Raw genomic sequence first — 25,956 nt, forward strand, 5'->3', positions numbered from 1 at the left:
TATGATGTAAATCATTGTTTTTTTGATTTAACGTGTCTTTTTTTCTTTGTAGGTAAAATCCTACAGGGTTAGTGTGTGTATTTGTTAATCCTGATTGAATTCATGACCAGCCACCGCCTACTATTGCCCTAAATAACAACGCGTAATTTCTAGGAGGTTTAGAATGCGTTTAAATTCGGTCAGAGTTAAAAGTTCACTGCCGGTTATCGTCATGGCGATAACTTTTATTATCGCAATGCTTTCTATGGGATTCATCATTAATCAATTAAAAGCGTCGCTAAATGAGCATACCAACAATTATGAAAAGGCGATTTCAGTCATTTTGAATGCCGACCGTGACGCGTATCAAGCCAAATTGGCTGAACAGCGTCTTGTTGTTGGATTAGGAGAGTCCGAAAGTGAAGAAGCCAATCGTACCGAGAATATTCAGCAGGTAAGTGATCGCTTTGCTTTGTACAAAAAGCATATGTCAGTGGCACCAGAAGTGGTGAACAATCTGGGCGATTTTGAAAGTGCATTTAATGCTTGGGTAGCCGCATCAGATGCGTTGGTTAACCTAGACAGTAATTCTGCTAATTTTGAAGCGGCAGAAACACTGTCTAATGATACCTTTAGCAGCATGCGAGATATTTTGGATGCGGCAGGTGTGGCCATTAATGAACACGCTGTTAAAAGCAAAAATATTCTTGAAGCACAGCTGGAATCCTCAGTTCGTGTTGCCACCATTGTCGTTATTATAGGTGTGCTTATTGCCGTATGGTTCAGCTATAAAACACCTAAAACATTAACGGATCAAGTACGTTACCTTGGCCAACGAATTCGTGAAATCTCAGAAGGCGATGGGGATTTAACTCAGCGTATTGAGTTCTCAACCAAGGATGAACTAGGCGATCTTGCAGGCGAATTTAACGGTTTTGTCGACAACCTTAGAAGCATTATTTCTAACATCCATCAGCAAGCCAATGCCTTAGGCAAGGTGACGGGGGAGTTGAATAATGCTGCGTTGCAAACCTCGGAAATCACAGGGTCACTGGCCAATGCATCCGCGTCAATTGTGAGTGCTGGTCATCAAATGGATATGTCGAATCAACAAATGGCGGCGGTCGCTCGTGATGCGGCGAATGAAGCCAACAATTCGAGCAGTTTGACGGAAAACGGTATTACGGCAGTGAATAAATCTCACTCAGCTGTGACCGAATTGGTGTCAGATATTGAACTCGCGCTTGGTCGATCTGACGAGTTGCACAAGAGCTCTGAGAGCATTGCTTCTGTATTAGAAGTGATTCGAAACATTGCTGAGCAGACTAACTTGTTGGCCCTTAACGCGGCCATTGAGGCGGCTCGTGCAGGTGAGCAAGGTCGTGGTTTCGCGGTAGTCGCGGATGAAGTCCGTACATTGGCAACCCGAACTCAAGACAGTACTAATGAAATTGAAGCCATGATTGAGCAGTTGAAAGTCAATGTCGCAGAGTCTTCAAAAGCCATTCAGAATAGCCGTAACAATGCCGACTTTACGGTGAACAATTTTGGTGATGTGACCAAAGCCTTCCAAGACTTGCAAGAATCCTTTGCGAAAGTTCAAGAAATGGCAGCTCAAACAGCACAAGCGACACAAGAGCAGTCGATTGTAGCGAACGACATCAATCAAAATATGGTGTCTTTGAAAGAGCAAACAGATTCAGTTCAGTCTGTTTCGGACAATATTAAGAAACAGTCGGGTGATATTTCTGACCTATACGAAGCGCTTGATAAGCAAGTCGGCAGCTTTAAAGTTTAGTCTTCAGTCGAATCCAGTCCTTCAAAAACCGCCAAGGGATCCCTTGGCGGTTTTTTTTATGTCTTATGCTTATAGCATGGTTTTGGCCAAAGGCAGTGGTGCTGAGGTTTTAACAGAGCGAATCGCAAAATAGCTTTGAATGTCTTTCACATGTGGCAAGGATTGAATCTGCTTTAAAATGCTTTCGTAATCTGGCAAGTCTCGCGCGACGACTTCTAGTTTGTAATCCGCTAACCCTGAAACCAGATGAGCACTGATGATGTCCTCCATTTCAATGATCGCATTTTCGAAGGCGATGTGATGATCATCAGCGTGTTTATTCAGTCTGACTTCGACAAAAACTGTCATGGAGAACCCCGCCTTTAATCGGTCGATTCTTGCATGGTAGCCTTGTATCACGCCTTGTGCTTCCAACTGCTTAACGCGACGTAGACACGGCGAAGGGGATAGGTGTATGTCGTCAGCTAGGGCGACATTGCTAAGACGACCATCCTCCTGAAGTTTGGTGAGAATGTCTAAGTCAGTTTTGTCTAAATTGGCATATTTCATATTATTGGTCTTTTTAAAGGGCTATATATGCTAAAAAATAGACGATAAAGGGGGTAAATAGCAAGGACATGCCCTCGCTTTTGTATGGATAATAGGACCTAATATTATCCGGCGAGGTGCGTATGGCTCAAACAGCAACCCAACACTATTCCAATCCAGCTCAGCATACTCCTCAGTATAAGCAATATGCCACAGGCTGGGGCTTTAAACTGGGTCTGTTGGCCGCGTTTATGTGCATTCTGATTTGGGCTTCTTGGCTCGTTAGTATGCGTGCTGGTGTGACCAATACTCTGACCCAATTTGACTTGGGGTTGTTACGGTATTCGCCTCCAGCTTTAGTGTTATTGCCCATTTTGTGGCGAGGACGAGAGCAGATAAAAGCGGTTTCCCCAACCCTATTATTGGGCATTGTATGTGGTGCAGGTGTACCGTTTTTCTTCTTGAGTGCAACCGGCTTAAAGTACGCACCAGCCTCCCATGCTGGATTGCTGATTTTAGGCGCATACCCTTTTTTTGTTACCTTATTAGCCGTGGTGTTTTATCAAGAAAAAGTCACTCGTGCGCGCAAAATTGGCTTGAGTCTCGTGTGTACTGGTGTGCTTGTATTATTGGGATTATCCACTCTAACGGCTGCAGAAGGCACTTGGAAAGGTGACTTATTATTGCTTGCGGCAAGTGTATTTTGGGCAATTTATACGGTCAGCTTACGGATTGCTGGTTTACCTCCTTTACTGTCAACCGCACTGATGGGTTTTGTCTCCTTGTTAGTCTTGATTGCGTTGTGGGGTTCCGGATTAGTGTCTAGTGGATTCAGTGAGACATCATGGAGCATGATCGCCTTACAGTTTGTTGTGCAAAGCTTATTGGTTGGTCTCTTAACGGGTTTCACTTATGGCTATGCAATTCATAAGCTAGGAGCTGAAAACATGGCCGCCATTGGTGCCTTCACGCCTGTTTTAGCCTCATTGATCGCGATTCCCGTGCTGGGAGAAACATTAGAGGTCTACTCGATTGTTGGGTTAGGGTTGGTGGCCACAGGGGTGTTAATTGCCAGTGGTATTTTGAAGAAGCGCTAACCTCACGGTATCGACTACATGATCTTTTCTGTTTTGATAGGGCGTTGAAGGACGTCCTAACAAGTCCTTTTCTTTTACTCATTGTTTTTCAATTAACGTTCGTCAAATCGCTTATCTTATCTTTACGAGCTTGTTAGATGGCTCAAATATTTCTTACTAAAATTGATAAAGTGGTAGTGGTAAATCCTGCATAAAAATTGCGCTTTTTTTGTCGTAGACGTCGAAGAGAGTGTTGCGGTTAATAGGTGGTAAGCTAAAAACAAACACAGGATGTGTTGAGTATTGTTGAAATGCTACCCATGGAGGGTATACTTTTGATTTATAAAACCAAAGAGTTTTGTTCTTTAACTAAAAAAGATCGTTTGTCTAATAAGGATCTTATTGAAGCGTGTGATGAGATCCAGAGAGGATTATTGGATGCTGACCTAGGTGGCTCTCTCTATAAAAAGAGAGTGGCAACAGAAAGCAAAGGCAAGAGTGGCGATTATCGAACAATTATTGGTGCTGTCATTGGAGAGAAGTATTTTTTCTTGTATGCCTTTGCTAAAAACAAACGCGCTAACATCACCAAAAAAGAGCAAATAGCGCTAAGGGAACTAGCTCAAGTCCTTATTAGTTTTAGCCAAAGTGAACTAGAAAGTTTGATAGCTTCGAAAGAGTTAATCAAAGTAGAAGATTGCCAAGAAGGAGGTCATCATGAGTGATATTTTAAAGTCTGTTCATAAGACAGCCAAAGGTCTTAGAAAAGCGGGAGCGATTGATAAAACCACCATGCGTCAATTTGATGCCTTATGCTTAACCTCTATTCATGACTTCACGCCTGAACAAGTCAAGAAACTAAGACTCGCCAACAACCTTTCTCAACCTGTGTTTGCACAATATCTTAACGTCAGCGATAAGCTTGTTAAAAAATGGGAACAGGGCGAAAGTAAACCCAGAGGCGCTGCGCTGAAAATGCTGTCTCTTGTTGAGAGAAAGGGTATAGAAGTGATTGCTTGATTAATGTAATTTTCATTTATTAGGGAATTGATTTGGAATACTATAAAATTTTTTTTATGCGCCTTTTCCAACTTAAAGATCGGAAAAATTAGCAGAGCTGTATAAAGTGTGTTGTATTTATAAAACGTTAAGAAATAAGTAAAGATTAGCTTCTCCATAAAAAAACCGCTTCCATTTCTGCAAGCGGTTTTTTGTTTTCTAAACGAAGTCGAGCTAATTACGCATCAATGCGTTTGTATTTAATACGCGTTGGTGTCGCATCGTTGCCGGTACGTTGTTTGTAGTCAGCTTCGTATTCTGCGTAGTTACCTTCGAAGAAGACGGCTTTTGAGTCACCTTCGTACGCTAGGATGTGGGTTGCGATACGGTCAAGGAACCAACGGTCATGGGAAATCACAATGGCAGCGCCTGGGAAGGCTAATAGCGCGTCTTCCAATGAACGTAAGGTTTCAACATCAAGGTCGTTGGTCGGCTCATCCAGTAGCAAGACGTTGCCCCCTTCTTTTAGCAGTTTGGCAAGGTGCAAACGGTTACGTTCCCCACCGGACAAGTGCTTAACGAATTTTTGTTGATCAGATCCTTTGAAGTTAAAGCGACCAATGTAAGCACGAGACGGCACCTTGTAGTTGTGAACCGTGATCATGTCTTGGCCATCTGAAATTTCTTCGAAGACGGTTTTGTCGCCATCCAATTCACGCATTTGGTCAACGTAAGCAAGCTGAACTGTCTCACCTATTGTGACTGTGCCTGTATCAGGTTGCTCAATACCAGCAATCATTTTGAACAGCGTCGATTTACCGGCACCGTTACCACCGACCACACCAACAATCGCACCCTGCGGCACCACCATGTTGAAGTCTTCTAGTAGCATTTTATGTTCGAAGCTTTTGCTCACGCCTTCGATCTCGATCACTTTAGAGCCAAGGCGAGGTCCAGGCGGAATGTACAATTCGTTGGTTTCGTTGCGGTCTTGGAACTCTTGAGAGTTCATTTCTTCGAAACGGGCTAAACGTGCTTTGGACTTAGACTGACGACCTTTGGCGTTTTGACGAACCCATTCAAGCTCAGACTTAATGGCTTTTTGGTGAGAGGCTTGTTGCTTGGCTTCACTTGCAAGTCGTGCATCTTTTTGCTCTAGCCAAGACGAGTAGTTGCCTTCGTATGGAATGCCGTGACCACGGTCCAGTTCCAGAATCCAACCAGCAGCGTTGTCTAGGAAGTAACGGTCGTGGGTAATGGCGACCACGGTACCTGGGTAATCTTTCAAGAAGCGCTCTAACCAAGCAACGGATTCGGCATCCAAGTGGTTGGTTGGTTCGTCTAGAAGGATCATGTCTGGCTTGTCGAGCAATAGACGACACAATGCCACGCGACGACGCTCACCACCGGAAAGGTGTTCAACATTGGCTTCCCAAGGTGGCAGGCGCAGTGCTTCTGCAGCAACTTCTAAGGCGCGTTCTAAATTGTGACCTTCTTTTGCTTCGATCAAGGCTTCCAATTGACCTTGCTCTTTTGCTAGCGCATCGAAGTCGGCATCCGGTTCAGCGTATTCAGCGTATACCGCATCTAAGCGTGCCATGGCCTCGATGACATCGGTGAAGGCTTCTTCCACTATGCCGCGAACGTTTTTAGTGGGGTCAAGGTGAGGTTCTTGTTCCAAGTAGCCGATTTTGATTCCCGGCATCGGACGCGCTTCACCATTATGTTCGGTATCGACGCCTGCCATGATGCGTAACAGTGTGGATTTACCAGAACCGTTAAGACCCAATACGCCGATTTTGGCACCAGGGAAGAAAGAAAGAGAAATGTCTTTAAGAATTTCGCGTTTAGGAGGAACGACTTTTCCTACGCGATTCATACTGTATACAAACTGAGCCATAACAGAGCCAACTTATTCCTGAGATTGATAAAACGCGCTTTATCATGATTAATGTCGATAGGCTTCATGATGGGATAGCACGCTGATATATAAGTGCGCTAAGAATAGCACATGGGAACAGGGGGAAAAATATAACCACAGGCAAGAAACGCAAATTCTATATTATTTTCTGGCGTTCATTTTAAGTGAGGGCTATGAGTGACTAAATTGCATAATTAAACCAGCACCAATCACCACCAGAATGGCCCCCAGCCAAGCGCCAAATGCTGGACGTTGTCCTGTGGTAATCCATAAACCAGGGAGAATAAGCACCGGAACGACCGCAGATAAGGTCGTGACAATACCCACATTCGCATTGCCAACCCCCCAGACTAACACGCTCATGCCTATGACCATGCCGATGGTCGCTAGAGCACTGATGCCGATAAAGTCTCGTTTTGTCAGTTGTGAAAAAGGGATGGCGTCGACTGGTTGCTTGTGACGATAGTACAAACTGTAGGCCAGAATTAAGGCGATCGCCCCTGTGGTAACCCGCAGGCCAGAGACGGCAATCGGATCGGCCCCGCTGAGCAACGCCGGCTTACTCAATAAAGCACCACTGGCTTGTCCAAGAGCACCACCCAGGGCCATGGTAATGCCAAATCCCAGATGGCCTCGGGTTTGTTCCCAAGCATGGGCATTGTCGCGTTTGCCAAATAAGATGGCGATGATGACACCGGTTAACACCAATCCACAGGCAAATAATTGCAGAATGGACAGATGTTCATTGAGGAAGAGCCAGCCTAATACAATGGAAATGGGAGCGTTCATTGAGAATAAAACGCCAGCTCGTCTTGGTCCAAGGCGATGAACGGCGGTGAAGAGCATGGTATCGCCTAAGAAAATACCCAATACACCAGATAGCATAACAAGCTCAGCATGTTGCCAAAGTGTGTCGTCAAAGCGATTAGTCGCCAAACAGAGTATTAATAAAATGCTGCTGGCGATGGTGATTCGACAGGTATTAAAGCGCATGGTGCCAAAGCGAAGAATCAGTCGTGGTGCCATCAAGCTGGATAAGGTCCAGCATAAGGCAGCGACCAGACCGGATAATTCAGCAAAAGCCATTAGATTCCTTATTAATGTATTTACTGGGCGAGCAAACAGCGCGCTTAGTGGCTATCTAAGAATGGGGTTGGTATCATCTGAGCCAGAAATAATAGCCAAACATTCTTACATCAAACCTGTGATATTGGAAGCACTATGCGATGCCCTTTTTGTGGAACTCAAGATACTAAAGTAGTGGATTCTCGACTTGTGTCAGAAGGCGCACAGGTTCGACGTCGGCGCACTTGCATTCACTGTCAGGAGCGCTTCACCACTTTTGAAGTGGCTGAATTACAAATGCCTAAATTGATCAAGAGTGATGGCAGCCGAGAGTCGTTCGACGATGACAAATTACGCAATGGCATACTTAAAGCCATTGAAAAACGCCCAGTGAGTATGGAAGCGGTGGAAACCGCGATTACGCGTATTAAAGAAAAAATGCAAGCGACAGGTGAGCGGGAATTGCCGTCTCGTTGGACTGGGGAAGCGGTCATGGAAGAGCTTCAGCGACTTGATCAAGTTGCTTATGTTCGCTTTGCTTCTGTGTATCGAAGCTTTAAAGACATCAGCGAATTTCGTGAGGCCATTGACCGCCTTGAAAGCCACAGTGTGGCATTGCCAACCGCCATTGAAGAAGACAAAGATGATGCATAACCACGAATATTGGATGGCCAAAGCGCTGCAACTCGCTCAAAAAGGCCTGTTTACCACACACCCAAACCCAAGAGTGGGCTGCGTGCTGGTGAAACAAGATGAATTGATTGGACAAGGTTACCACGAGAAAGCCGGTGAAGGTCATGCTGAAGTCAATGCTTTAGCGGATGCCAAGCAAGATGTTAGCGGTGCGACCGCGTATGTCACTTTAGAGCCTTGCAGTCATCAGGGCAAAACACCGCCTTGTGCTGACGCACTGATTAAAGCGGGAGTGGCTTGTGTTGTGTATGGCTTGCAAGATCCGAATCCGGAGGTGGCGGGCAATGGCTTGGCGAAACTCAAAGCCGCTGGAATAGAGGTCATCGGGCCCATCCTAGAAGCCGAATGTAACGCTTTAAACCCAGGCTTCAATAAACGCATGCGCGAAGGCTTACCCTTTGTTCGAGTGAAATTGGCCATGAGTCTAGATGGTCGAACGGCCATGGAATCCGGTGAAAGTCAGTGGATTACAGGGGGCGATGCGCGCTTGGATGTACAGAAATGGCGTGCTCAAAGTGATGCAATTGTAACGGGCATTGGGTCGGTATTAGCCGATAACCCCAGTATGACAGTACGCATTGATGAACAAGGTCAGGAAGTCGATGCCAAGACGGTTCGTCAACCTTTGCGTGTCATTATGGACACGGCGCTTTCTGTTCTGCCGGAAGCAAAAATTCTCTACCCTAGTTCACAGGCATGTGTATTTGCCATTGAAGAGGAAGTGGAAGCCGAGCATTTGGAGACATTGCAGCAAAAAGGTGTGCAGGTGAAATTTTCGTCACCCGGAGACGATGGTCGCTTGGATCTGGTTGATGCCATGGAACAATTGGCGGATATGGGCATTAATGAGGTTTTGCTGGAAACTGGCGCCGAGCTAGCAGGTGGTTTTTTACAGGCAGGCTTGATTGATGAAATCATTGTGTATATGGCACCAAAATTACTGGGTTCCAATGCTCGTGCCTTATTTCAGCTACCCTTAGAGGTGATGGCGGATGCGGTAGATTTGCAATTAAAGTCTGTGCGTCAGGTGGGGCAAGATCTTCGCTTGGTGTATCAACCGGTTTATCTTGATGAGTCAGAAGACCAGCAAGAATGAGTGGGTATCGATCACTGAGTCATTGCTTTCACTCGCTTTTTTGAGGAAAGCGGAAAAACCTTAAAAACTTGGTGAAATTTCGATAAGTTTGCCGAGAAACCTAGCATAAATGTTGCTATAATCGCCCGCCAAGATAATGCGTATTCTCGTGTTCTTGGCCATAATGGCTTAGAGCACAACAAAACAGACTGAACACACATACTCAAAAGGTCGTGTAGTCTGGATAACTGAGGCAAAAAATGAGCGAAGTGGAAACTACAAACGAACAAAACCCAGCACCGCAGCGTAAGGACAAAAAACCTTCACGCTCACAAATGCGCAGTGCGTCGCGTCGTTTGGCATTGCAAGCTGTCTATCAATGGCAGATGAATCACACTGCGGTAAGTGAAATTGAGACCCAATTCGTGATGGACCAAGACATGGGAGCTTGTGATAAAGCGTATTTCCGTGAAGTGTTACAAGGTGTCACGTCTGGTGCGAAGAAACTGGATGGCCTGTTTGAAGAGCTATTAGATCGTCCATTCGCAGAGCTTGATCCGATTGAACTCGCTGTATTACGTATTGGGGCTTTTGAGTTGTCTGAGCGTTTGGACGTCCCATATCGAGTGGCGATCAATGAAAGCGTTGAATTAGCAAAAGGCTTTGGTGCCACAGAAAGTCATAAATATGTGAATGGTATTTTGGACAAGTTAGCGCAACGTGTGCGCCGTGAAGAGATTGCCGCACGTCGCAATCGCTAAGCGAGAATATCGTGTTTAGGCGATCTGCTATCGTACTTGCTTTAACTTCCATGCCATAGCAAACGGATAGCGTCAAAGTGATCGTAAAAAAGCCCCCGTGTTATTGCCCAACGGCAATAACACGGGGGCTTTTTTTATGGTGAAAATGGTCTGCCGCGTGTGGGCATAAAGTTGACGTAGTTAGTCTTGAAATAAAATGGTGTATCGCTATACATTAGCGATACTGTTGGCGTTTAACTACATCCAATAATTAGGGAAGGTACGAACAAGTTCGCAGGCTACGGCAACCGCTCCTGCGTACACCACATCCTTGTGGTTATGCGTTGCTCTAATCCCCTACATCCATGTAGGGGGCAGCGTGGGAATAACTTTCTTTTATTCGTACCTTCCTAAGAGCGCTTTGCTTAATATAAGTAAATTCAATGCCACAAACAGCGTCTCAATCGTTCATATGAGGATGGGTTATGGTCAATGTATTGTTAAGAGTGTGGGCATTATTACTCGGTATTGTTTTGATCATGCTGGGCAACGGTATGCATTTTACCTTGATTGGTTTGCGCGGCGGGATTGAAGGCTTTTCGTCAGCAGAATTGGCGGTTATTACTTCCAGCTATTTTGTCGGTTTCTTATCCGGTGCTCGATTTACCCCTTTATTGATTCGTCGAGTGGGCCATGTGCGTGTCTTTGCGGCACTGGGCAGTTTTATTTCGGCTGGGCTCATTGCTTTCCCTTTACTGACGGAACCTTGGGCTTGGACAGTGTTACGCTTGCTGGTTGGCTTTTGTATGTCGGGTATCTATGTTGTGGCTGAGAGTTGGTTAAACGACGCCGCAACCAATGAGACTCGGGGTAAGGTGTTATCGGCTTATATGATTGCCCAGACGCTTGGCATTATTGGTGCGCAGGGTATGTTAACGCTGGGCGACGCGGCAACATCTGTGCTGTTTATTTGTGCTTCGATCCTGGTTTCTATTTCATTTGCGCCTATTCTTCTTTCCGTGGCTTCTGTTCCCGCGGTAGATGTGGCGCGCCCAATGGCATTAAGCTTTCTATTTAAACGCTCGCCTTTAGGGACGGTTGGCATCTTCTTATTAGGCAGTGCATATGCCACGCAAGCTGGTATGGGAGCCGTGTTTGGTAGTCAGATTGGGTTAACTGCGAACAGCATAGCTTTGTTTATTGCGACACTGTTTGCGGGGGCATTGGTATTGCAATATCCCATTGGTTGGCTGTCCGATCGAATGGATCGACGTAAATTAATTTTTAGTGCGGCCTTTATTGGTGGTCTGTCTTGTGCTGTCGGTTGGATAGCGCATGACGGAATATGGTCTTTAATGGCGGCGGCTTTCTTTGCTGGTGGTGTTACCACACCACTGTATGCTTTGTTTTTGGCTTATACCAATGATTCTCTTTCCGCCAATGATATGCCAGCGGCATCAGGTGGACTGGTGTTTACCTTCGGATTGGGGGCGATTACTGGACCGCTGGTGACTGGGTGGGCCATGCAATGGTTAGGGCCGTTCGCATTCTGGCTGGTTTTGAGCGCTATTTTTGCAGTGATTGCCTTCTATGCTATTTATTGTATAAAGCTGAATCATGTGGTTGTTCCGACAGAAGAAACGGAAAGTTATCTTGGGGTCGTGCCGACGTCTTCAGTGGTAGCGGTTGAAGCGGCAGGTGAGTGGGCGGCAGAACATGCTGAAGCGGAGCGAGAGGCCACAGACACACCTTGATTTTTTGAATGCTTTTTTTCGCCTGAATGAAGACGAGTGGTGATTTAAAAGTGCTTTGCCCTTTCATATCGATAGCTGGTTGATGGTTAACCCGCTATCATAGGCACATCAAGGCGGCTAAAACGCAGCCTTACTCAATATTTTAGGATTAACATGAAAAAGACGTTTGCTCTCTCCCACCCCAAGCTTTCTTACCAGCGCGTGATCGAAGTGGCCAAAAACGAAGTAAAGAAATACATTAAGCAAGAGCGTGCTAGAGCCTTACCAGAAGGGGCTGATTTTTGGGGATTTAACTGTAAGTTTGGGCAAGTAGAAAGCAAAGCTCGTGAGATTCATGAAGGGGATATCAACGTCAATATCAGTTCTGCACAAAGTCAGCACTGGAAGTCTTTTTATCTCGAAGTGGTACCAACGCCTAAGACACGAATGAAACGCCCGAAAGAAGATTGATCACGGGACAGTGAACCGCCCATTGACGATTAACAAGGCTGATCAGCGATAAGCGATCGGCCTTGTTTGGTTTTTAACGCTTGATTCAGTCTCACTGTTTTGCTTCTGACATCTTAATGACAATACGGTATCCTCTTGGTGAGTAAATTGGTTTTCCTTAACCCCTTGTTAATGGGTTTGGTTTGGGAATAAAAGGACATTCTGTTGAAAGAATTTGAGTTGATACAAAACATCTTTCAAGCCTCTGAAATGGCTAGCGTTCGTGGTCGTGACGATCTTTTATTGGGCATCGGTGATGACTGTGCTCAGGTGCAAGTGCCTACAGGTCAAAGTTTGGTGTTTTCAATGGATACCTTGGTTGAAGGTCGTCATTTTCCCCATGATGCCGACCCTGTCGATATTGGTTATCGTGCGGTGGCCACCTGTGTCAGCGACTTAGCGGCAATGGGAGCCAAACCGGCCTTCTTCACCCTAGCCTTGACGTTACCTCACTCGGATCCACAATGGCTTGCAGGGTTAGCGCAAGGCATGGCTGAGCTGGCGGAACCCATTGGTTTGATACTGGTCGGTGGGGACACCACAAAAGGTCCTTTAACCATCAGTTTGCAAGTTCATGGCTATGTCGAGCACAATCAAACCCCTCGTCGTGCCAATGCGCAAGTGGGAGATGATATTTATGTCACTGGTTGTTTGGGGGATGCGGCAGCGGCCGTGGCGATTGTGACCGGACAAACACAGGTCTCCAGTGAGCGTTTTGACTATTTCTATGATCGCTTCTGGCGTCCATCACCACGTTTGATTGCTGGCATGGCGTTGAAGCGAGTGGTGAATGCCATGATGGATATTTCGGATGGTTTAGCGCAAGATATTCAGCACATTTTAGCGGCGTCAAAGGTCGGAGCAAGCTTGGATGCCAGTCGCATACCGATTTCCTATGAGTTGAGGCAATGGCAGCCAGAGCAGGCATTGAATTTGGCGTTAACCGGTGGCGACGATTATGAATTGTGCTTTACCGCAGAGCCTTCCCAAGCGGCTGAAATTGCTTTGATTACCCAAACATTGGGGTTGCCTTGTGCTAAAGTCGGTGGCGTGACGACGTCGGGTTTCATCATTCAAGGGTATGACGGTGATGTGTCCGGTTGGCAACATTTTTAGCAGTACAATACATTTAATTTTTTAGAAGGTTTACAGCGTTATGGCCAATTCTGCCCCCGCCTCTGTGTGGCGAAATCCCATTCATTTTTTGGCCTTCGGCCTCGGTTCAGGTGCTGCGCCTAAAGCCCCAGGAACATTTGGAACCTTGGCGGCAGTGCCGTTGTTTATTTGGTTTCTACAAGACTTAGCCACAGTCGAGTACTTTGCGGTATTGGTCATCACTTCTTTAGTGGGTATTTATTTATGTGGTAAGACATCCCGTGATTTAGGGGTTCATGATCATGCGGGTATTGTGTGGGATGAATTCGTTGGTTTCTGGATCACCATGTGGATGGCGCCTGCTGGCTGGCTCTACCTAGTGTTGGGATTCATCTTGTTTCGTCTATTCGACATTTTGAAACCTTGGCCGATTTCATGGGTCGATAAAAAAGTCCATGGCGGTTTTGGCATTATGCTCGATGACATCCTCGCGGGTGTCATGTCTTTCGTGGTACTACAAGCCATAGCGCATTTTGTCTGAATAGTCCATTAAAAAAAGCGATGTTGGTTACAACATCGCTTTTTTGTGTATCGTACTTTTTGAGTCCGTGTGTGTTGTATTAACGTGCCACTGCGACCGGTTTGTTCAATTCTTTGCGCTTACGCAGAGCTTCATAGAAAGGCGCATAGGTGGGGCGATCTATGTATTCTCCTTCACCCGGTTTGGCGATAAGGGTATTGTTATGCCAAGCCAATTTGCCATTACAAATCGTTGTCTCTGGAACCCCGTTTATTTCCATGCCTTCGAAAATGCTGTGTTCAATTTTTGAGTGATGGGTTTTCGCGGAAATGGTCTTTTTCGCGGCTGGGTCCCAGATGACTAAATCGGCATCAGCGCCGACTCGAATACAACCTTTGTTCGGGTAAATGTTGAATATTTTTGCTGTATTGGTTGAGGTCAAAGCGACAAATTCGTTGGCGGTTATCTTGCCTTCATTCACGCCTTTTTCCCATAACACCATCATGCGCTCTTCGACACCGGCAGTGCCATTTGGGATCTGGGCAAAGTTGTCTTTCCCCATGGCTTTTTGATCTGCGCAAAACGCACAGTGGTCGGTCGCTGTGGTCTGTAAAGTTCCTCCTTGTACTCCTTTCCAAAGAGCATCTTGGTGATGCTGAGGACGAAATGGCGGGCTCATTACGTGGGCGGCGGCCGTAGCCCAGTCGGGGTTTTGGTAAACACTGTCATCAACGGTTAAATGACCGGCGAGTACTTCGCCAAATACCGTTTGACCGTGGTCTTTGGCATAGCGAATGGCGTCAACGGCTTCCTCTGTGGAAACGTGAACCAAATAAATAGGCGCGCCTAATGTGTTCGCGATACTAATGGCGCGATTCGCAGCCTCACCTTCAACAGAGGATGGGCGAGACAACGGATGAGCTTCTGGCCCGGTCATGCCTTCTGCTAACATTTTGTTTTGTAAGTGATACACCAGCTCACCATTTTCGGCATGAACGGTAGGAATTGCCCCCAGCTCAAGGCATTTTGTGAAGCTGGACACCAGAATGTCGTCTGTTGCCATGATGGCATTTTTATACGCCATGAAGTGTTTAAAACTGTTCACACCATGTTGATCAACCAGTACTTTCATTTCTTCCGCGACGGAGTCATCCCACCAGGTGATGGCCACGTGAAAGGTATAGTTTGAATGGGCTTTTTTCGCCCAGCCACGCCATTGATGGTAAGCGTCTAAAAGTGACTGCTGTGGGTTTGGAATAACAAAATCAATGATGCTGGTGGTTCCTCCAGCCAAAGCCGCAGCCGTACCTGAGGCAAAGTCGTCTTTTGCCACTGTGCCCATAAAGGGCAATTGCATGTGAGTATGAGGGTCTATTCCGCCCGGCATGATGAGCTTACCGGTCGCATCAATGGTTTCTACATCATTTGGTAGCTGACTGATGCTGCCAATTTCGACTATTTTATTGCCTTTACAGAGAATGTCGGCTTGAAAGGTTTCTTCATGGGTGACAATGGTTCCGCCTTTGATTAATAGACTCATATGCCGTCCTTTTTCTACAGGTTTATTGAGATTGGCAAGCACGTCCGACTTGCAAGAATGGATCTTGCCCGCTCGCGGATTGCCGACGTTGAAGGATGACGTTGCCTTTGTCATTGTCTAGACGGAAACAGGCAACGCCAATGAGGTTAAATCAGGCTTTACGAGGCCACAGCATCGGTTTGGTTCGCTGAGGCGCTTTGTAGATTTGCTAAGATGAAGTACAGCAAAGCCCCAGTGAAAGCACCGGTAAACCAACCATAGTTATAGAACCAGCCTAATGACGGTACATTCAACGCCATGAGGGTGATCAATACTGGGACCGCGAAAGCGATAAGTCCTGCGCTATTGAAAGCTGGGTACAAGCTACTCGGTGTATACAGGGCAACCAGATCCAAATGCTGACGTTTGATTAAGAAGTAATCGACAATCATAATGCCAGCAATGGGACCAAGTAGGCTGGAGTAACCTAATAGCCAGTTAGAGTACATGCTTTCAACACTGACATCCGATTCCAACATGCCCATTTTTTTGAGCAATTCCCAGCCCATCAATACGATGCCAATAAGCCCCGTCAATAAGGCTCCGCGAGTATGGTTGATGAGTTTCGGCGCAATGTTCTGGAAGTCATTGGTCGGTGACACTACGTTGGCCGCTGTGTTGGTTGATAGGGTCGCAATCACAATCAATACCATAGCCACCGCAACCCAAACTGGGCTGTCAATTTTACCAATTAATGAAATCGGATCGGAAATGGTTTCCCCGACTAATGTACTAGAAGCGGCCGTTAGTACGACACCTAACGCGGCGAAGAAAAACATGGTGATCGGCAGACCAATGATTTGCCCAATAACTTGGTCTTTTTGTGTTTTAGCATAACGACTGAAGTCAGGAATATTGAGTGACAGTGTCGCCCAAAAGCCGACCATCGCGGTTAAACCACCTAAAAAATAACCCATAAAGCCAGCGTCTTCTGGACGGTTAGCAGGTGTGGCTAAAATTTCCGTAAAGGATACTTTACCACCGGCCCATACCATTAGCCCAATGCCAACAATAAGGAGTAACGGGGCGGCCAATGTTTCAAGCCATTTGATGGATTCTGCCCCTTTGATGACGACGTACATATTGAGCGCCCAGAAGATGAAGAAGCCTATGACTTCGCCAACGCCGCCTAAGCTGGCCCAACCATCAGAAATCGCTGACATAAATAAGTGAATCGCTAAGCCACCAAACATGGTTTGAATACCAAACCAGCCACAGGCGACAATGGCTCGAATCAAACAAGGGATATTCGAGCCCACCATGCCAAAGGACGAGCGCAATAGTACAGGGAAAGGGATACCGAATTTTGTGCCTGGGTAGGCATTCAATGTTAGCGGTACTAACAAGATAATATTCGCAATCAAAATAGTGAACAGTGCTTCCGTAACAGATAGCCCGAAGTAAGCGGTCAGTACGCCACCTAGGGTGTAAGTCGGCACACAAATAGACATGCCTACCCAAAGGGCGGCGATGTTCCATTTGCTCCATGTGCGGTCTTTGATCTTAGTCGGAGCAAGGTCGTCATTATAGGCTGTGCTATTTTGTAGGTCGCTGTCGACCTCTAACTCATAAAACTCACCTTGCTTAACAGACTTGCTGGTCATTTTTGCCACCTCTTCTATTCTAGGGTTGATCGTTATTATGGGATTATTGCTTCATTCAAGGTGGGCACTCAGTTTATTAAGCGCCCTTTCATCTATTGTCTCTAGTGGACAAGGGTTATGCTTTGGTATGCTCTTGGGCGATTCGGTCACTGGCTTCTAACATGGTATGCAAGAGTACGTTGGCACCAGCGGCACACTCTTCAGGTGAACTGTACTCGGCTTCGTTATGACTAATGCCTTTTAAACAAGGTGTGAAAATCATCCCTGTTGGTACCAAATCCGCCATATAGCAGGCGTCATGTCCAGCGCCGGCATAGATGTCCATATGGCTATAGCCTAATTTCTCGGTGGCGGCTTTTACATCATCAGAAGAATTAAACTCCACCGGAGCGAAATACCAGAAGTGATCCAGATTAACGTCAAGTTCATGTTCTTTGGCGATTTTTTCACAAAAGGCTGCCAGTTCTTCATGCATGGCCAATAACACATCAGGACGGGGGTTACGTAAATCAGCACTGAAGGTTACCTTGCCCGGAATGGTATTACGCGAGTTTGGCCATACGTCCATATAACCAACCGTTCCCAAACCATTTTCGTGACGGTGAGCGATGTTATTCATTTCGGTCACTATGGCTGAGGCGGCGAGCATGGCGTCTTTGCGTAAATGCATTGGGGTTGTGCCTGAGTGAGAAGGGCGACCGACCACCTCGATGTTATACCAGCGGATGCCCTGGCCTAAGCGCACAATACCAATGGCCTTTTTTTCATCTTCCAGTATAGGGCCTTGTTCAATATGTGCTTCAAAAAATGCCCCCATATGGCGGCTACCCAATTCCATATCTCCTAAATAGCCGATGCGTTCCAACTCATCGCCTAGACGAATGCCATTCACATCGGTTTTATTCAATTCGGCTTCTAACTCGAAGCGACCGACATAGGTACCAGACCCTTGCATGGCGGGTTGGAAACGGGAGCCTTCTTCGTTAGTCCAAACGGAGAATTCCATCGCCGTTGGCGTCTCTATCTTGTTTTCATGAAGGGTCCGTAATACCTCAACACCAGATAGCACACCAAAGACGCCATCAAACTTGCCACCGGTGGGCTGCGTATCAAGATGGCTGCCTGTGCCGACCGCTGGTAAATCGTTATTGGTACCAGGTCGACGAGCAAAAATGTTACCAATTTTGTCCACTTCCACTGTGCAGCCACACGCTTCGCACCAAGACACAAATAGATCACGAGCTTGTTTATCCAAATCCGTTCCGGCTAAGCGATTACAACCGCCTTTTTCGGTACCGCCAATTTCCCCCATTTCCATTAACGTATCCCAAAGGCGTTGTTCGTTAATTCGAAGGTCTTGCATGGCCATCTCCTATTACCGTTAAATACATTTACCAAAAGGTAAAAAAGCTGAATAAAAAAATTTGAACTTGTCTTTTCGGTCAGCAATAACTAGGCCAAGTTTTTAAATGACACCATCTTGATTCAGTGGAACAAAGCCATATTAATAGCCATTAGAACTCTCAAAATGATGTTGAGTAATTAAAAATTAACCTTTAAAAACATATGCTTGTGATATTTTAGAAAAGCGGTTAAAGACGAACAAAAGGTGGAATAAAGTTTGGTAGTGAAAAAACAGAAACAAACAAAGCAGTCTATTAATCGACAAGAATTGGAAGCGAGAATTTTACGCTCAGCGGAAATTGTCTTTGCTGAAAAGGGCTATAACGGATCGTCTATGGAAGCCATTGCCGCCGTCGCTAATATATCCAAGCAAAATCTAATTTATTACTTTTCAAACAAAGAGTTATTGTACAAACGAGTGCTTAAAGAGATGCTCGATATTTGGATCGAAAAGCTGTCTATTCTTGAAAAAGACGGCGAGACTCCTGAGTTGGTCATTCGTCGTTATGTACATGAAAAAATGCAGTTATCCCGCCTCTATCCGAACGGTTCGAAAGTCTTTGCTCATGAAATTATTAGCGGTGCGCCAATGCTAAAAGACTACCTAGTGAGCCATTTAAAACCGCAATTTGAGCGTGATGTTGAACTGGTTAAGTCTTGGATAAGTAAAGGATTAATTGCTGACATAGACGCTGAACACTTGTTTTTTACCATCTGGGCAGCGACGCAAACCTATGCAGATTTTTCACTGCAAATGGAAGTGTTACTTGCTAAGACGGCGTTGGACGAAGGCGACTTTGAACGAGCTGAGTTGGCCGTCACTGAGTTTGTAATGCGCGCTCTTGGTGCCAAAAAAATAAATTAAATTTTTTCCTCACTTAAATTCTTTCTCATTTCTGATTGTCTGGTTAAAAAATAGCCAGTCTAAAGCCTTCAAAAAAGTACGGCTTTTCATGATCTTAACCATTTAGTTAACTTTTTGTTTAACTAAACTTTAATTCAATAGCGCAATTTTAGTGCGCAATTTGCACTAAAAAAAACAATTTACTACCACCAAAATGCTTGTTATTAATTTTTATACCAAATGGTAAAAAAGTTAATTTCCAGACACTGAGTGGAGTGAATATGATCTCTATTACTGAAGCCATATCTTATGAGTTTGCGACTGGACCAGACTTGTACGCACTCTGCCAACAGGCGGCAAATACCCGTGATCAAGCTTGGGGGAAAGCCATCAGTTATTCGAAAAAAGTCTTTATACCTTTGACGAATATGTGTCGTGACACTTGCGGTTATTGCACCTTTGTTCAATCACCAGATTCCATTCACGCTAACTACATGACGCCTGATCAAGTGTTGAAAACGGCGCAAGAAGGCGCGGCTTTAGATTGCAAAGAGGCGTTATTTAGTTTGGGGGAGCGTCCTGAACTGCGTTATCAAAAGGCGCGGGATAAGCTGGCGGAATTAGGTTACGACAACACCTTAGAATACCTCCATGATCAATGCGCCAATGTGCTCGACAACTCCACTCTACTACCGCATGTGAACGCAGGGGCTTTGACTTATGACGAATTAAAACGTCTAAAACCAGTGGCTGCGAGTATGGGCATGATGTTGGAAAATGTCACCACAGATTTACTCAAACAAGGCCAAGCCCATTATGCCTGCCCTGATAAAACCCCGAAGCGTCGCTTAAATACCCTTGAGTACGCTGGTCGTTTAGACATTGCCTTTACCACGGGAATTTTAATTGGCATAGGGGAAAGTTGGGAAGACCGAGTGCGCAGTCTGGTCGCCATTCGTGATCGCCACTTGGTATACGGCCACATTCAAGAGGTGATTATTCAGAACTTTCGTGCCAAACCAGGGACGCAAATGGCAGGCTGCCAAGAGCCGGATTTGGATGACATGAAGCGCACCATAGCAGTGGCGAGATTGATTTTACCGAGTGACATTAGTCTGCAGGCACCGCCCAATTTAGAAGAAGAATATGGCAGCTATCTTCATGCTGGCATCAATGACTGGGGAGGCATCTCTCCTCTGACCAAAGATTTTATTAACCCTGAAAGAGCTTGGCCACAAATTAGTAGTGTGGCGAAGGCGTGTGAAGGCTTGGGTTACTCATTGAATGAGCGACTGACCATTTATCCTCGCTTTCAGCAAGCGCAGGGTAAATACCTGACAGAAAACCTAATGCAGCGAGTGGCGTCCATGTCGACGCCGCATGCGCCATCTGCTTACTCTCTTTCCGCCACAGGAGGACTTGTCGCATGAGTCTAAATACCATCAATGAAACCTCGACCTCTGAGGCGATTTTTAGATCCCAACAGCTGAATTCGGAGATTCAGACGATTCTGAATAAGGCGGTTTTGGGCGAGGAACTGAGTGTTGACGAAGCCTGTGTGCTGTTTGCAACGGAAGGTGACGAAGCACAGGCGGTATTAGCGGCGGCCGATCAGGTACGAGAACGACGTGTTGGTAACACAGCTAGCTTTGTGGTGACTCGCAATATTAATTTCACCAATGTCTGCTACATGGGCTGTCGTTTTTGTAACTTTGCGACGGAAAAAGGCAGTAAAGACGCGGAGTTTTTGACGGTGGAGCAAGTGGCTGATCGTGCCGAAGAGGCTTGGCAGCGTGGCGCCACCGAGGTTTGTATTCAAGGTGGTTTGCACCCAGACATAGACGCAGATTATTACCGGAATCTAGTCATTGCCGTCAAAAAACGTGTGCCAAAGATTCATATCCATGCGTTTTCACCGTTTGAAATTTGGTATGGCTGTAAAAAAGCTCGCCTTGAACCAGAAGTGTTTTTGTCTGAGTTAAAAGCATTAGGTCTAGGTTCTATGCCGGGCACCGCTGCGGAAATTCTTGATACGGAAGTGCGTAAACAGCTGACCAAGAACAAACTCACCACAGAAGAGTGGGTGCGTATTATACGTGCTGCGCATTCAGTGGGTGTTCCGACAACTTCTACCATTATGTACGGTCATGTGGATCAGCCGATTCATTGGGCGAATCACCTCAAATTGCTGCGAGATATTCAAAAAGACACCGGCGGTTTTACCGAGTTTGTGCCGCTTGGTTTTATCCATTATGAAACACGTTTATATAAGGATAATCCAGACAAGGTTCGTCCCGGCCCAACCCGAGATGAACACTTTAAAATGCACGCCATTGCACGTCTTATGTTGCAAGGCCATATCGACAATATCCAAGCTTCGTGGGTGAAAATGGGGCCGGATGTTGCGGCTCAAATGCTGCGCTCCGGTGCCAATGATCTGGGCGGTACCTTGATGAATGAAAGCATTTCCCGTGCCGCCGGAGCGACTCATGGTCAGGAAGTGATGCCAGAAGACATGGTCGCCAATATTGAAGCGGCGGGGTTAAGTGCGATTCAGCGTAATACCAAGTATCAGACCGTGAGAGATTTTACCCAAGATCCTGTGCAACCGAATCGTATTGCGATCCAAGGAGTGGCCTGATGGCAGGGGTAAATATCACCTTATTAGCCGGCGGAGTAGGGGGTGCCAAAGCGGCAGAAGGCTTGGCGTTTGGGCACTATGCGCAAGGGGTGAAAGTGATTGGAAACGTCGCCGATGACGATGAGTTTCATGGGCTTTGGGTCTCCCCAGACATTGATACCTTGATCTATTCCCTTGGTGATCAAATAGATCGTCAGCAAGGTTGGGGGCGTAAAGGCGAAAGCCATCAAACGTTAAAAGAGCTTGCGGCGTTGGGGCAAGATACTTGGATGACCTTAGGCGATTTAGATCTGGCGACGCACATTTATCGCACTCAGCAAAGAAAGCAAGGCGTCAGCATGAGTGACATTACTCAAGGGCTAGCGACGCGCCATGGGGTGAATCTGCCGATTTTATTACCGACTGATGACATGGTGCAGACTCGTGTTAAAACACCCACTGGTTGGTTGTCTTTCCAAGAGTTCTTTGTCCGCGAACATTGTCAGCCGGACGTGATTGAGGTGGCTTATCAAGGGGCGGATCAAGCGACACCAAATGCCGCCGCCTTAGCTCAATTATCGACCAGTGATTTGATTGTCATTGCGCCCAGTAACCCTGTGGTTAGCATCGGAGCCATTCTGGCCATCCCTGATATTCGTCAAGCGGTTATCGACAGTGCCGCTTATGTTGTGGCTGTTTCACCCTTGATCGGGGGGAAAACGGTTAAAGGTCCAGCAGACAAAATGCTGGCAAGCGAAGGGAAGAGTGTCGATTCAAAGGGCATTTACGATTCTTACCAAGGCTTTATAGATGGCATGGTGATTGACCCGCAAGATGCACAAGAAGCCGATTGGTTGCTTGCTCAAGGTGTGGATGTCTTAGTGACGCCAACCTTGATGAAAGAGCGTGATGACAAAGTGAGCTTGCTTGATCAAGTGGTGGCTTTTGCATTGGATAAACAGGCAATGAGGGCGGCTTGATGAAACCAAAAGTGAACAACCTTTGTGTGGTTATTCCGATGAAATCACCTGCTAAAGGAAAGCAGCGTTTGTCGGCGAACTTGCCAACTGAAGCGCGAGAAAGCTTGTCACTCAGTTTGTTTGAAACGACTTTGCAGTTTTTTCAGCGACATTTTCCTGAGTTAGATGTGTTAGTGGTGAGTGAGTCGTTGGATGTCCTTCGGTTAGCGCAAGATTACCAAGCCAACAGTTTATTTGATGACGGTGAAGCGGGCTTGAATGGGGCCTTACGGTTTGCCTGTGATTGGGTGAAGCAGTCTGGTTATGATGGTCAATTGATCATCCCGAGTGACATTGCCATGTTGGATGAATCTGAGGTTCACGCCTTGTTAACGGCAGGATTAGAAGCCCAAGTTGTCATTGCAGTGGCCAAAGATGGTGGCACCAATGCTTTGTTAACCTCTCCGCCAGATGCCATCGAATTTGAATACGGTTGTCACTCTGCGGTGGCACATCAAACCAATGCGCAAATGCAGCAACTTAATTGTCGTAGCCTGCATTTGACTCACCTGTCATTGGACATTGATCAAAAGGAAGACTTGTCGCTGGCGTCGCGTCGTCAACCAGAGCGTTTCCAATTTTGGCATAAGTCACTTATTGCTCCCGTTAAGGCGGTCCGATATGCCTGATTCTATGAGCATGTTTCGTTTGATGGGGTTACCGGATTTTCAATCAGGTGATGATCTCGCGCAGAATATTATTGATACCTTATCGATACAAAATCAACGTTTGCAGCAGGGCGACATTCTGGTGATTGCACACAAGGTGGTATCCAAAACAGAAGGAGCTTGTGTCTATCTAGCGGATGTAACGCCCAGTAAGGAAGCCATTGAGCTGGCGAAAACAGTGAATAAAGATCCGCGTAAAGTGGAAGTTATCTTGTCTCAGTCGAATCGTATTGTGCGTGCGATGAAACGGCCAGATCAGCAAGAAGGCGTGCTGATTGCAGAGCATAAAAAAGGCTACATCTGTGCCAATGCAGCGGTGGATGAATCCAATGCGGATCATCCTGGGCAATTGATCTTATTGCCTGAGGACCCTGATAAAAGTGCGAACGCATTATGTCAGCGCTTGGAAGCACATTTTCAATGTGAGTTAGGCGTCGTGATCAGCGATACCTTTGGTCGCCCTTGGCGCTTAGGTCAAACCAATGTGGCTATCGGTCTAGCCAATGTACCTGGGGTCATGCATATGCAGGGAGAAGTCGATGCCTTTGGTCGCCCGTTGAGTGTCACAGCCCCTGCGTTTGCTGACGAACTGGCGGCCGCGTCAGGTCTTTTGATGGCAAAAAGCGCCAAGTCCCCAGTGATTCTTTTTCGAGGCCTAGATTGGCCAAAAACACAGAGCTCAAGTCGAGACCTTATCCGTTCACATAACGAGGATTTATTTAGATGAGTGTAGTAACCACAGTCGCTATTTTGGGTGGAACTGGTCCACAAGGTAAAGGACTAGCCCTGCGTTTGGCACAGGCTGGTGTTCATATTGTGCTTGGATCGAGAGACGCCAGTAAAGCTCAGCAGACCGCCATTGAGCTAACGGAACAACTGAACTCGCTGGGCGTAAATGCTCAGATAACGGGGGCTGATATGGTAACAGCGACCGAAACGGCTGACGATTTTGTAATTTTGTCAGTGCCATATGCCGGGCACGATGAGACCTTAAAGGCATTGGCTCCAACGTTGGCCGGCAAAACCCTAGTGGATATTGTTGTGCCTCTGGCACCGGGGAACCCAAAAGCGGTAGAAATGCCGCTTGAAGGCTCGGTGACCGAAGCTGCACAAGCCTTGTTAGGCGACGACATTCCTGTCGTCGGTGCGCTGCATAATGTGTCAGCCATCACTTTAAACGATTTATCGCGTCCAATTAATTGCGACATTCTGGTGTGTGGTAATGATTTGGCCGCGAAAAAACGGGTGATTCAATTATGCCAAACGATGGGCACGCAAGCCTATAACGCGGGGTTGGCTGAGAGCGCCCGTTGTATCGAGGCGTTAACTCCCATTCTCATTCGTCTGAACATTTCAAAGGATGTGCCTTTTTCCCATGCTGGGGTGCGAATTTGCCCTCCAGAGCAGGCTCATTAAGGTTTTATCTCGCAAGAACTCATACTAAAAAATGATCACAAGAGGAACTTACTATGGAATTCGGCATTACCTTTAAAGGCTTTGTCAGCCCAGACCGTGCACGCAGCTTGGTGCGTCAGGCTGAAGAAGCGGGTTTTACTTACTGTTGGTTTTACGATTCTCACATTTTATGGCGCGAATCGTTTGTCGCCATGGCCATGTGTATGGAACACACCAAAAACATGCGGTTTGGCCCTTGTGTGACCAACCCTAACATTCGTGATTGGTCCTTATCTGCGAGTTTATACGCCAGTTTAGCGCATCAAAGTAATGGTCGTTTTGATATCGGTTTGGGGCGTGGGGATTCATCGATGCGGGTGATGGGGAAAAAACCTGCCACGTTGGCTCGTTTGTCTGAATTTACTACTAAAGTAAAAGCCATGGTACGAGGGGAAGAGGTGGAATATGGTGAATGTCCTGAGCCGGTTAAATTGCCTTGGGCGACAGGCTATGAACTGCCTGTTTGGATTGGGGCTTATGGGCCAAAAGCCTTGGCCACAGCAGGACAAGTAGGGGATGGTTTGATCTTGCAAATCGGTGACCCAGATTTGGTGAAATGGTTCAAAGATCAAGCCATTGCCGCCGGTAACGAAGCAGGCCGTGATATGTCCAATTTCAAAGTTCAAGCAGCGGCACCAGCTTACTTTGGTGACATGGACTACTGCATTGAACACACCAAATGGTTTCCTGCCATGGTGGGTAACCATGTGGCTGACATCGTAGAGAAGTATGGCAGTGATTCAGGCTTAGTACCGAAGAGTTTAACGGACTACATTGAAAACCGTAAAGGTTATGATTACTCGAAACACGGTCAAAGTGATAACCCATTTTTGGATTTCATCACAGAAGACATTATTAAAAGTTTCTGTGTGTTGGGAACGGTGGAAGACCACATCACTAAGATCAAAGCGCTGGAAGCAGCAGGAACCACCCAGTTTAATATTTATCTGGATAGTGGTGACGAAGAAGGAATCATTGCCAAGTATGGTGCAGAAATCATTCCAAAATTCAGCTAATGAAAGGGGTTGGAT

At 46.4% G+C, this 25,956-nt stretch carries 25 protein-coding genes; 19 read left to right on the forward strand and 6 right to left on the reverse strand.

Going from position 1 to position 25,956, the window contains the following annotated elements; translation table 11 throughout:
• Positions 1-163: 163 nt before the first annotated feature.
• Positions 164-1,777, forward strand: coding sequence for a methyl-accepting chemotaxis protein (locus MAR181_RS01295; protein WP_013794804.1), 1,614 nt, complete (start codon positions 164-166; stop codon positions 1,775-1,777).
• A gap of 69 nt (positions 1,778-1,846) precedes the next feature.
• Here MAR181_RS01295 and MAR181_RS01300 read toward each other — a convergent pair whose 3' ends face one another.
• Positions 1,847-2,326, reverse strand: coding sequence for an Lrp/AsnC family transcriptional regulator (locus MAR181_RS01300; protein WP_013794805.1), 480 nt, complete (start codon positions 2,324-2,326; stop codon positions 1,847-1,849).
• 122 nt (positions 2,327-2,448) lie between these two features.
• On the opposite strand from MAR181_RS01300, the gene MAR181_RS01305 reads away from it, so the two are divergent.
• From MAR181_RS01305 to MAR181_RS01315, 3 genes are all read left to right on the forward strand, one after another.
• Complete coding sequence (locus tag MAR181_RS01305; protein WP_013794806.1) at positions 2,449-3,402, forward strand: DMT family transporter; 954 nt, start codon at positions 2,449-2,451, stop codon at positions 3,400-3,402.
• 275 nt (positions 3,403-3,677) lie between these two features.
• The gene (locus MAR181_RS01310; RefSeq protein WP_245546195.1) at positions 3,678-4,106 is read left to right on the forward strand and encodes a type II toxin-antitoxin system RelE/ParE family toxin; all 429 of its coding nucleotides are present in this window, start codon (positions 3,678-3,680) and stop codon (positions 4,104-4,106) included.
• Positions 4,099-4,401, forward strand: a complete 303-nt coding sequence (locus MAR181_RS01315) for a helix-turn-helix domain-containing protein (protein ID WP_013794808.1) — start codon at positions 4,099-4,101, stop codon at positions 4,399-4,401. Before MAR181_RS01310 ends, MAR181_RS01315 begins: the two co-directional genes overlap by 8 nt.
• A gap of 217 nt (positions 4,402-4,618) precedes the next feature.
• Here the strand turns inward: MAR181_RS01315 and ettA are convergent, their stop codons facing one another.
• Positions 4,619-6,280 (reverse strand): energy-dependent translational throttle protein EttA, encoded by a 1,662-nt coding sequence (gene ettA / locus MAR181_RS01320; protein ID WP_013794809.1) that lies wholly within the window; start codon positions 6,278-6,280, stop codon positions 4,619-4,621.
• Between the two features lie 192 nt (positions 6,281-6,472).
• Positions 6,473-7,387: a DMT family transporter gene (locus tag MAR181_RS01325; protein WP_013794810.1), complete on the reverse strand. Its 915-nt coding sequence runs from the start codon at positions 7,385-7,387 to the stop codon at positions 6,473-6,475.
• 135 nt (positions 7,388-7,522) lie between these two features.
• On the opposite strand from MAR181_RS01325, the gene nrdR reads away from it, so the two are divergent.
• The 7 genes from nrdR to MAR181_RS01360 all read left to right on the forward strand — a co-directional run bounded on the left by nrdR (position 7,523) and on the right by MAR181_RS01360 (position 13,753).
• Positions 7,523-8,020: a transcriptional regulator NrdR gene (nrdR, locus tag MAR181_RS01330; protein WP_013794811.1), complete on the forward strand. Its 498-nt coding sequence runs from the start codon at positions 7,523-7,525 to the stop codon at positions 8,018-8,020.
• Positions 8,010-9,155: a bifunctional diaminohydroxyphosphoribosylaminopyrimidine deaminase/5-amino-6-(5-phosphoribosylamino)uracil reductase RibD gene (ribD, locus tag MAR181_RS01335; protein WP_013794812.1), complete on the forward strand. Its 1,146-nt coding sequence runs from the start codon at positions 8,010-8,012 to the stop codon at positions 9,153-9,155. The genes nrdR and ribD overlap by 11 nt, the downstream gene beginning before the upstream one ends.
• Before the next feature lie 239 nt (positions 9,156-9,394).
• Entirely contained in the window at positions 9,395-9,895 is a 501-nt protein-coding gene (gene nusB / locus MAR181_RS01340; protein WP_013794813.1) for a transcription antitermination factor NusB, read from the forward strand.
• Positions 9,896-10,359: 464 nt separating this feature from the next.
• Complete coding sequence (locus MAR181_RS01345; protein ID WP_013794814.1) at positions 10,360-11,628, forward strand: MFS transporter; 1,269 nt, start codon at positions 10,360-10,362, stop codon at positions 11,626-11,628.
• 153 nt (positions 11,629-11,781) lie between these two features.
• On the forward strand, positions 11,782-12,078 hold the full coding sequence (locus MAR181_RS01350) for a DUF6172 family protein (protein WP_013794815.1): 297 nt from the start codon (positions 11,782-11,784) through the stop codon (positions 12,076-12,078).
• 204 nt (positions 12,079-12,282) lie between these two features.
• Positions 12,283-13,233, forward strand: a complete 951-nt coding sequence (gene thiL, locus MAR181_RS01355; RefSeq protein WP_013794816.1) for a thiamine-phosphate kinase — start codon at positions 12,283-12,285, stop codon at positions 13,231-13,233.
• A gap of 40 nt (positions 13,234-13,273) precedes the next feature.
• Entirely contained in the window at positions 13,274-13,753 is a 480-nt protein-coding gene (locus tag MAR181_RS01360) for a phosphatidylglycerophosphatase A family protein (protein ID WP_013794817.1), read from the forward strand.
• A 79-nt stretch (positions 13,754-13,832) separates the two neighbouring features.
• Here MAR181_RS01360 and hydA read toward each other — a convergent pair whose 3' ends face one another.
• The 3 genes from hydA to MAR181_RS01375 all read right to left on the reverse strand — a co-directional run bounded on the left by hydA (position 13,833) and on the right by MAR181_RS01375 (position 18,278).
• Positions 13,833-15,272 carry a dihydropyrimidinase gene (hydA, locus tag MAR181_RS01365; RefSeq protein ID WP_013794818.1) on the reverse strand — a complete coding sequence of 480 codons (1,440 nt, stop codon included), beginning with the start codon at positions 15,270-15,272 and terminating at the stop codon, positions 13,833-13,835.
• A 158-nt stretch (positions 15,273-15,430) separates the two neighbouring features.
• Positions 15,431-16,915, reverse strand: coding sequence for an NCS1 family nucleobase:cation symporter-1 (locus MAR181_RS01370; RefSeq protein ID WP_013794819.1), 1,485 nt, complete (start codon positions 16,913-16,915; stop codon positions 15,431-15,433).
• A gap of 115 nt (positions 16,916-17,030) precedes the next feature.
• A complete protein-coding gene (locus MAR181_RS01375; RefSeq protein WP_013794820.1) occupies positions 17,031-18,278 on the reverse strand; it encodes a Zn-dependent hydrolase in 1,248 nt (415 codons plus the stop codon).
• A 264-nt stretch (positions 18,279-18,542) separates the two neighbouring features.
• Here MAR181_RS01375 and MAR181_RS01380 point away from each other — a divergent pair, with 264 nt between their 5' ends.
• The 8 genes from MAR181_RS01380 (at position 18,543) to MAR181_RS01415 (ending at position 25,941) form a co-directional block, all read left to right on the forward strand.
• Positions 18,543-19,184: a TetR/AcrR family transcriptional regulator gene (locus tag MAR181_RS01380; RefSeq protein ID WP_245546231.1), complete on the forward strand. Its 642-nt coding sequence runs from the start codon at positions 18,543-18,545 to the stop codon at positions 19,182-19,184.
• A 260-nt stretch (positions 19,185-19,444) separates the two neighbouring features.
• Positions 19,445-20,593, forward strand: coding sequence for a 7,8-didemethyl-8-hydroxy-5-deazariboflavin synthase CofG (gene cofG / locus MAR181_RS01385; protein ID WP_013794822.1), 1,149 nt, complete (start codon positions 19,445-19,447; stop codon positions 20,591-20,593).
• Complete coding sequence (gene cofH / locus MAR181_RS01390) at positions 20,590-21,804, forward strand: 5-amino-6-(D-ribitylamino)uracil--L-tyrosine 4-hydroxyphenyl transferase CofH (RefSeq protein WP_013794823.1); 1,215 nt, start codon at positions 20,590-20,592, stop codon at positions 21,802-21,804. The genes cofG and cofH overlap by 4 nt, the downstream gene beginning before the upstream one ends.
• Complete coding sequence (gene cofD, locus MAR181_RS01395) at positions 21,804-22,763, forward strand: 2-phospho-L-lactate transferase (RefSeq protein ID WP_013794824.1); 960 nt, start codon at positions 21,804-21,806, stop codon at positions 22,761-22,763. Before cofH ends, cofD begins: the two co-directional genes overlap by 1 nt.
• Entirely contained in the window at positions 22,763-23,431 is a 669-nt protein-coding gene (gene cofC, locus MAR181_RS01400; protein ID WP_013794825.1) for a 2-phospho-L-lactate guanylyltransferase, read from the forward strand. Before cofD ends, cofC begins: the two co-directional genes overlap by 1 nt.
• Positions 23,424-24,197, forward strand: a complete 774-nt coding sequence (cofE, locus tag MAR181_RS01405) for a coenzyme F420-0:L-glutamate ligase (RefSeq protein ID WP_013794826.1) — start codon at positions 23,424-23,426, stop codon at positions 24,195-24,197. The genes cofC and cofE overlap by 8 nt, the downstream gene beginning before the upstream one ends.
• Positions 24,194-24,886 (forward strand): NADPH-dependent F420 reductase, encoded by a 693-nt coding sequence (npdG, locus tag MAR181_RS01410; protein WP_013794827.1) that lies wholly within the window; start codon positions 24,194-24,196, stop codon positions 24,884-24,886. Before cofE ends, npdG begins: the two co-directional genes overlap by 4 nt.
• A gap of 53 nt (positions 24,887-24,939) precedes the next feature.
• Positions 24,940-25,941 carry a TIGR03842 family LLM class F420-dependent oxidoreductase gene (locus MAR181_RS01415; protein ID WP_013794828.1) on the forward strand — a complete coding sequence of 334 codons (1,002 nt, stop codon included), beginning with the start codon at positions 24,940-24,942 and terminating at the stop codon, positions 25,939-25,941.
• Positions 25,942-25,956 lie beyond the last annotated feature (15 nt).

The sequence above is a fragment of the Marinomonas posidonica IVIA-Po-181 genome (assembly GCF_000214215.1).
GTDB lineage: Bacteria > Pseudomonadota > Gammaproteobacteria > Pseudomonadales > Marinomonadaceae > Marinomonas > Marinomonas posidonica.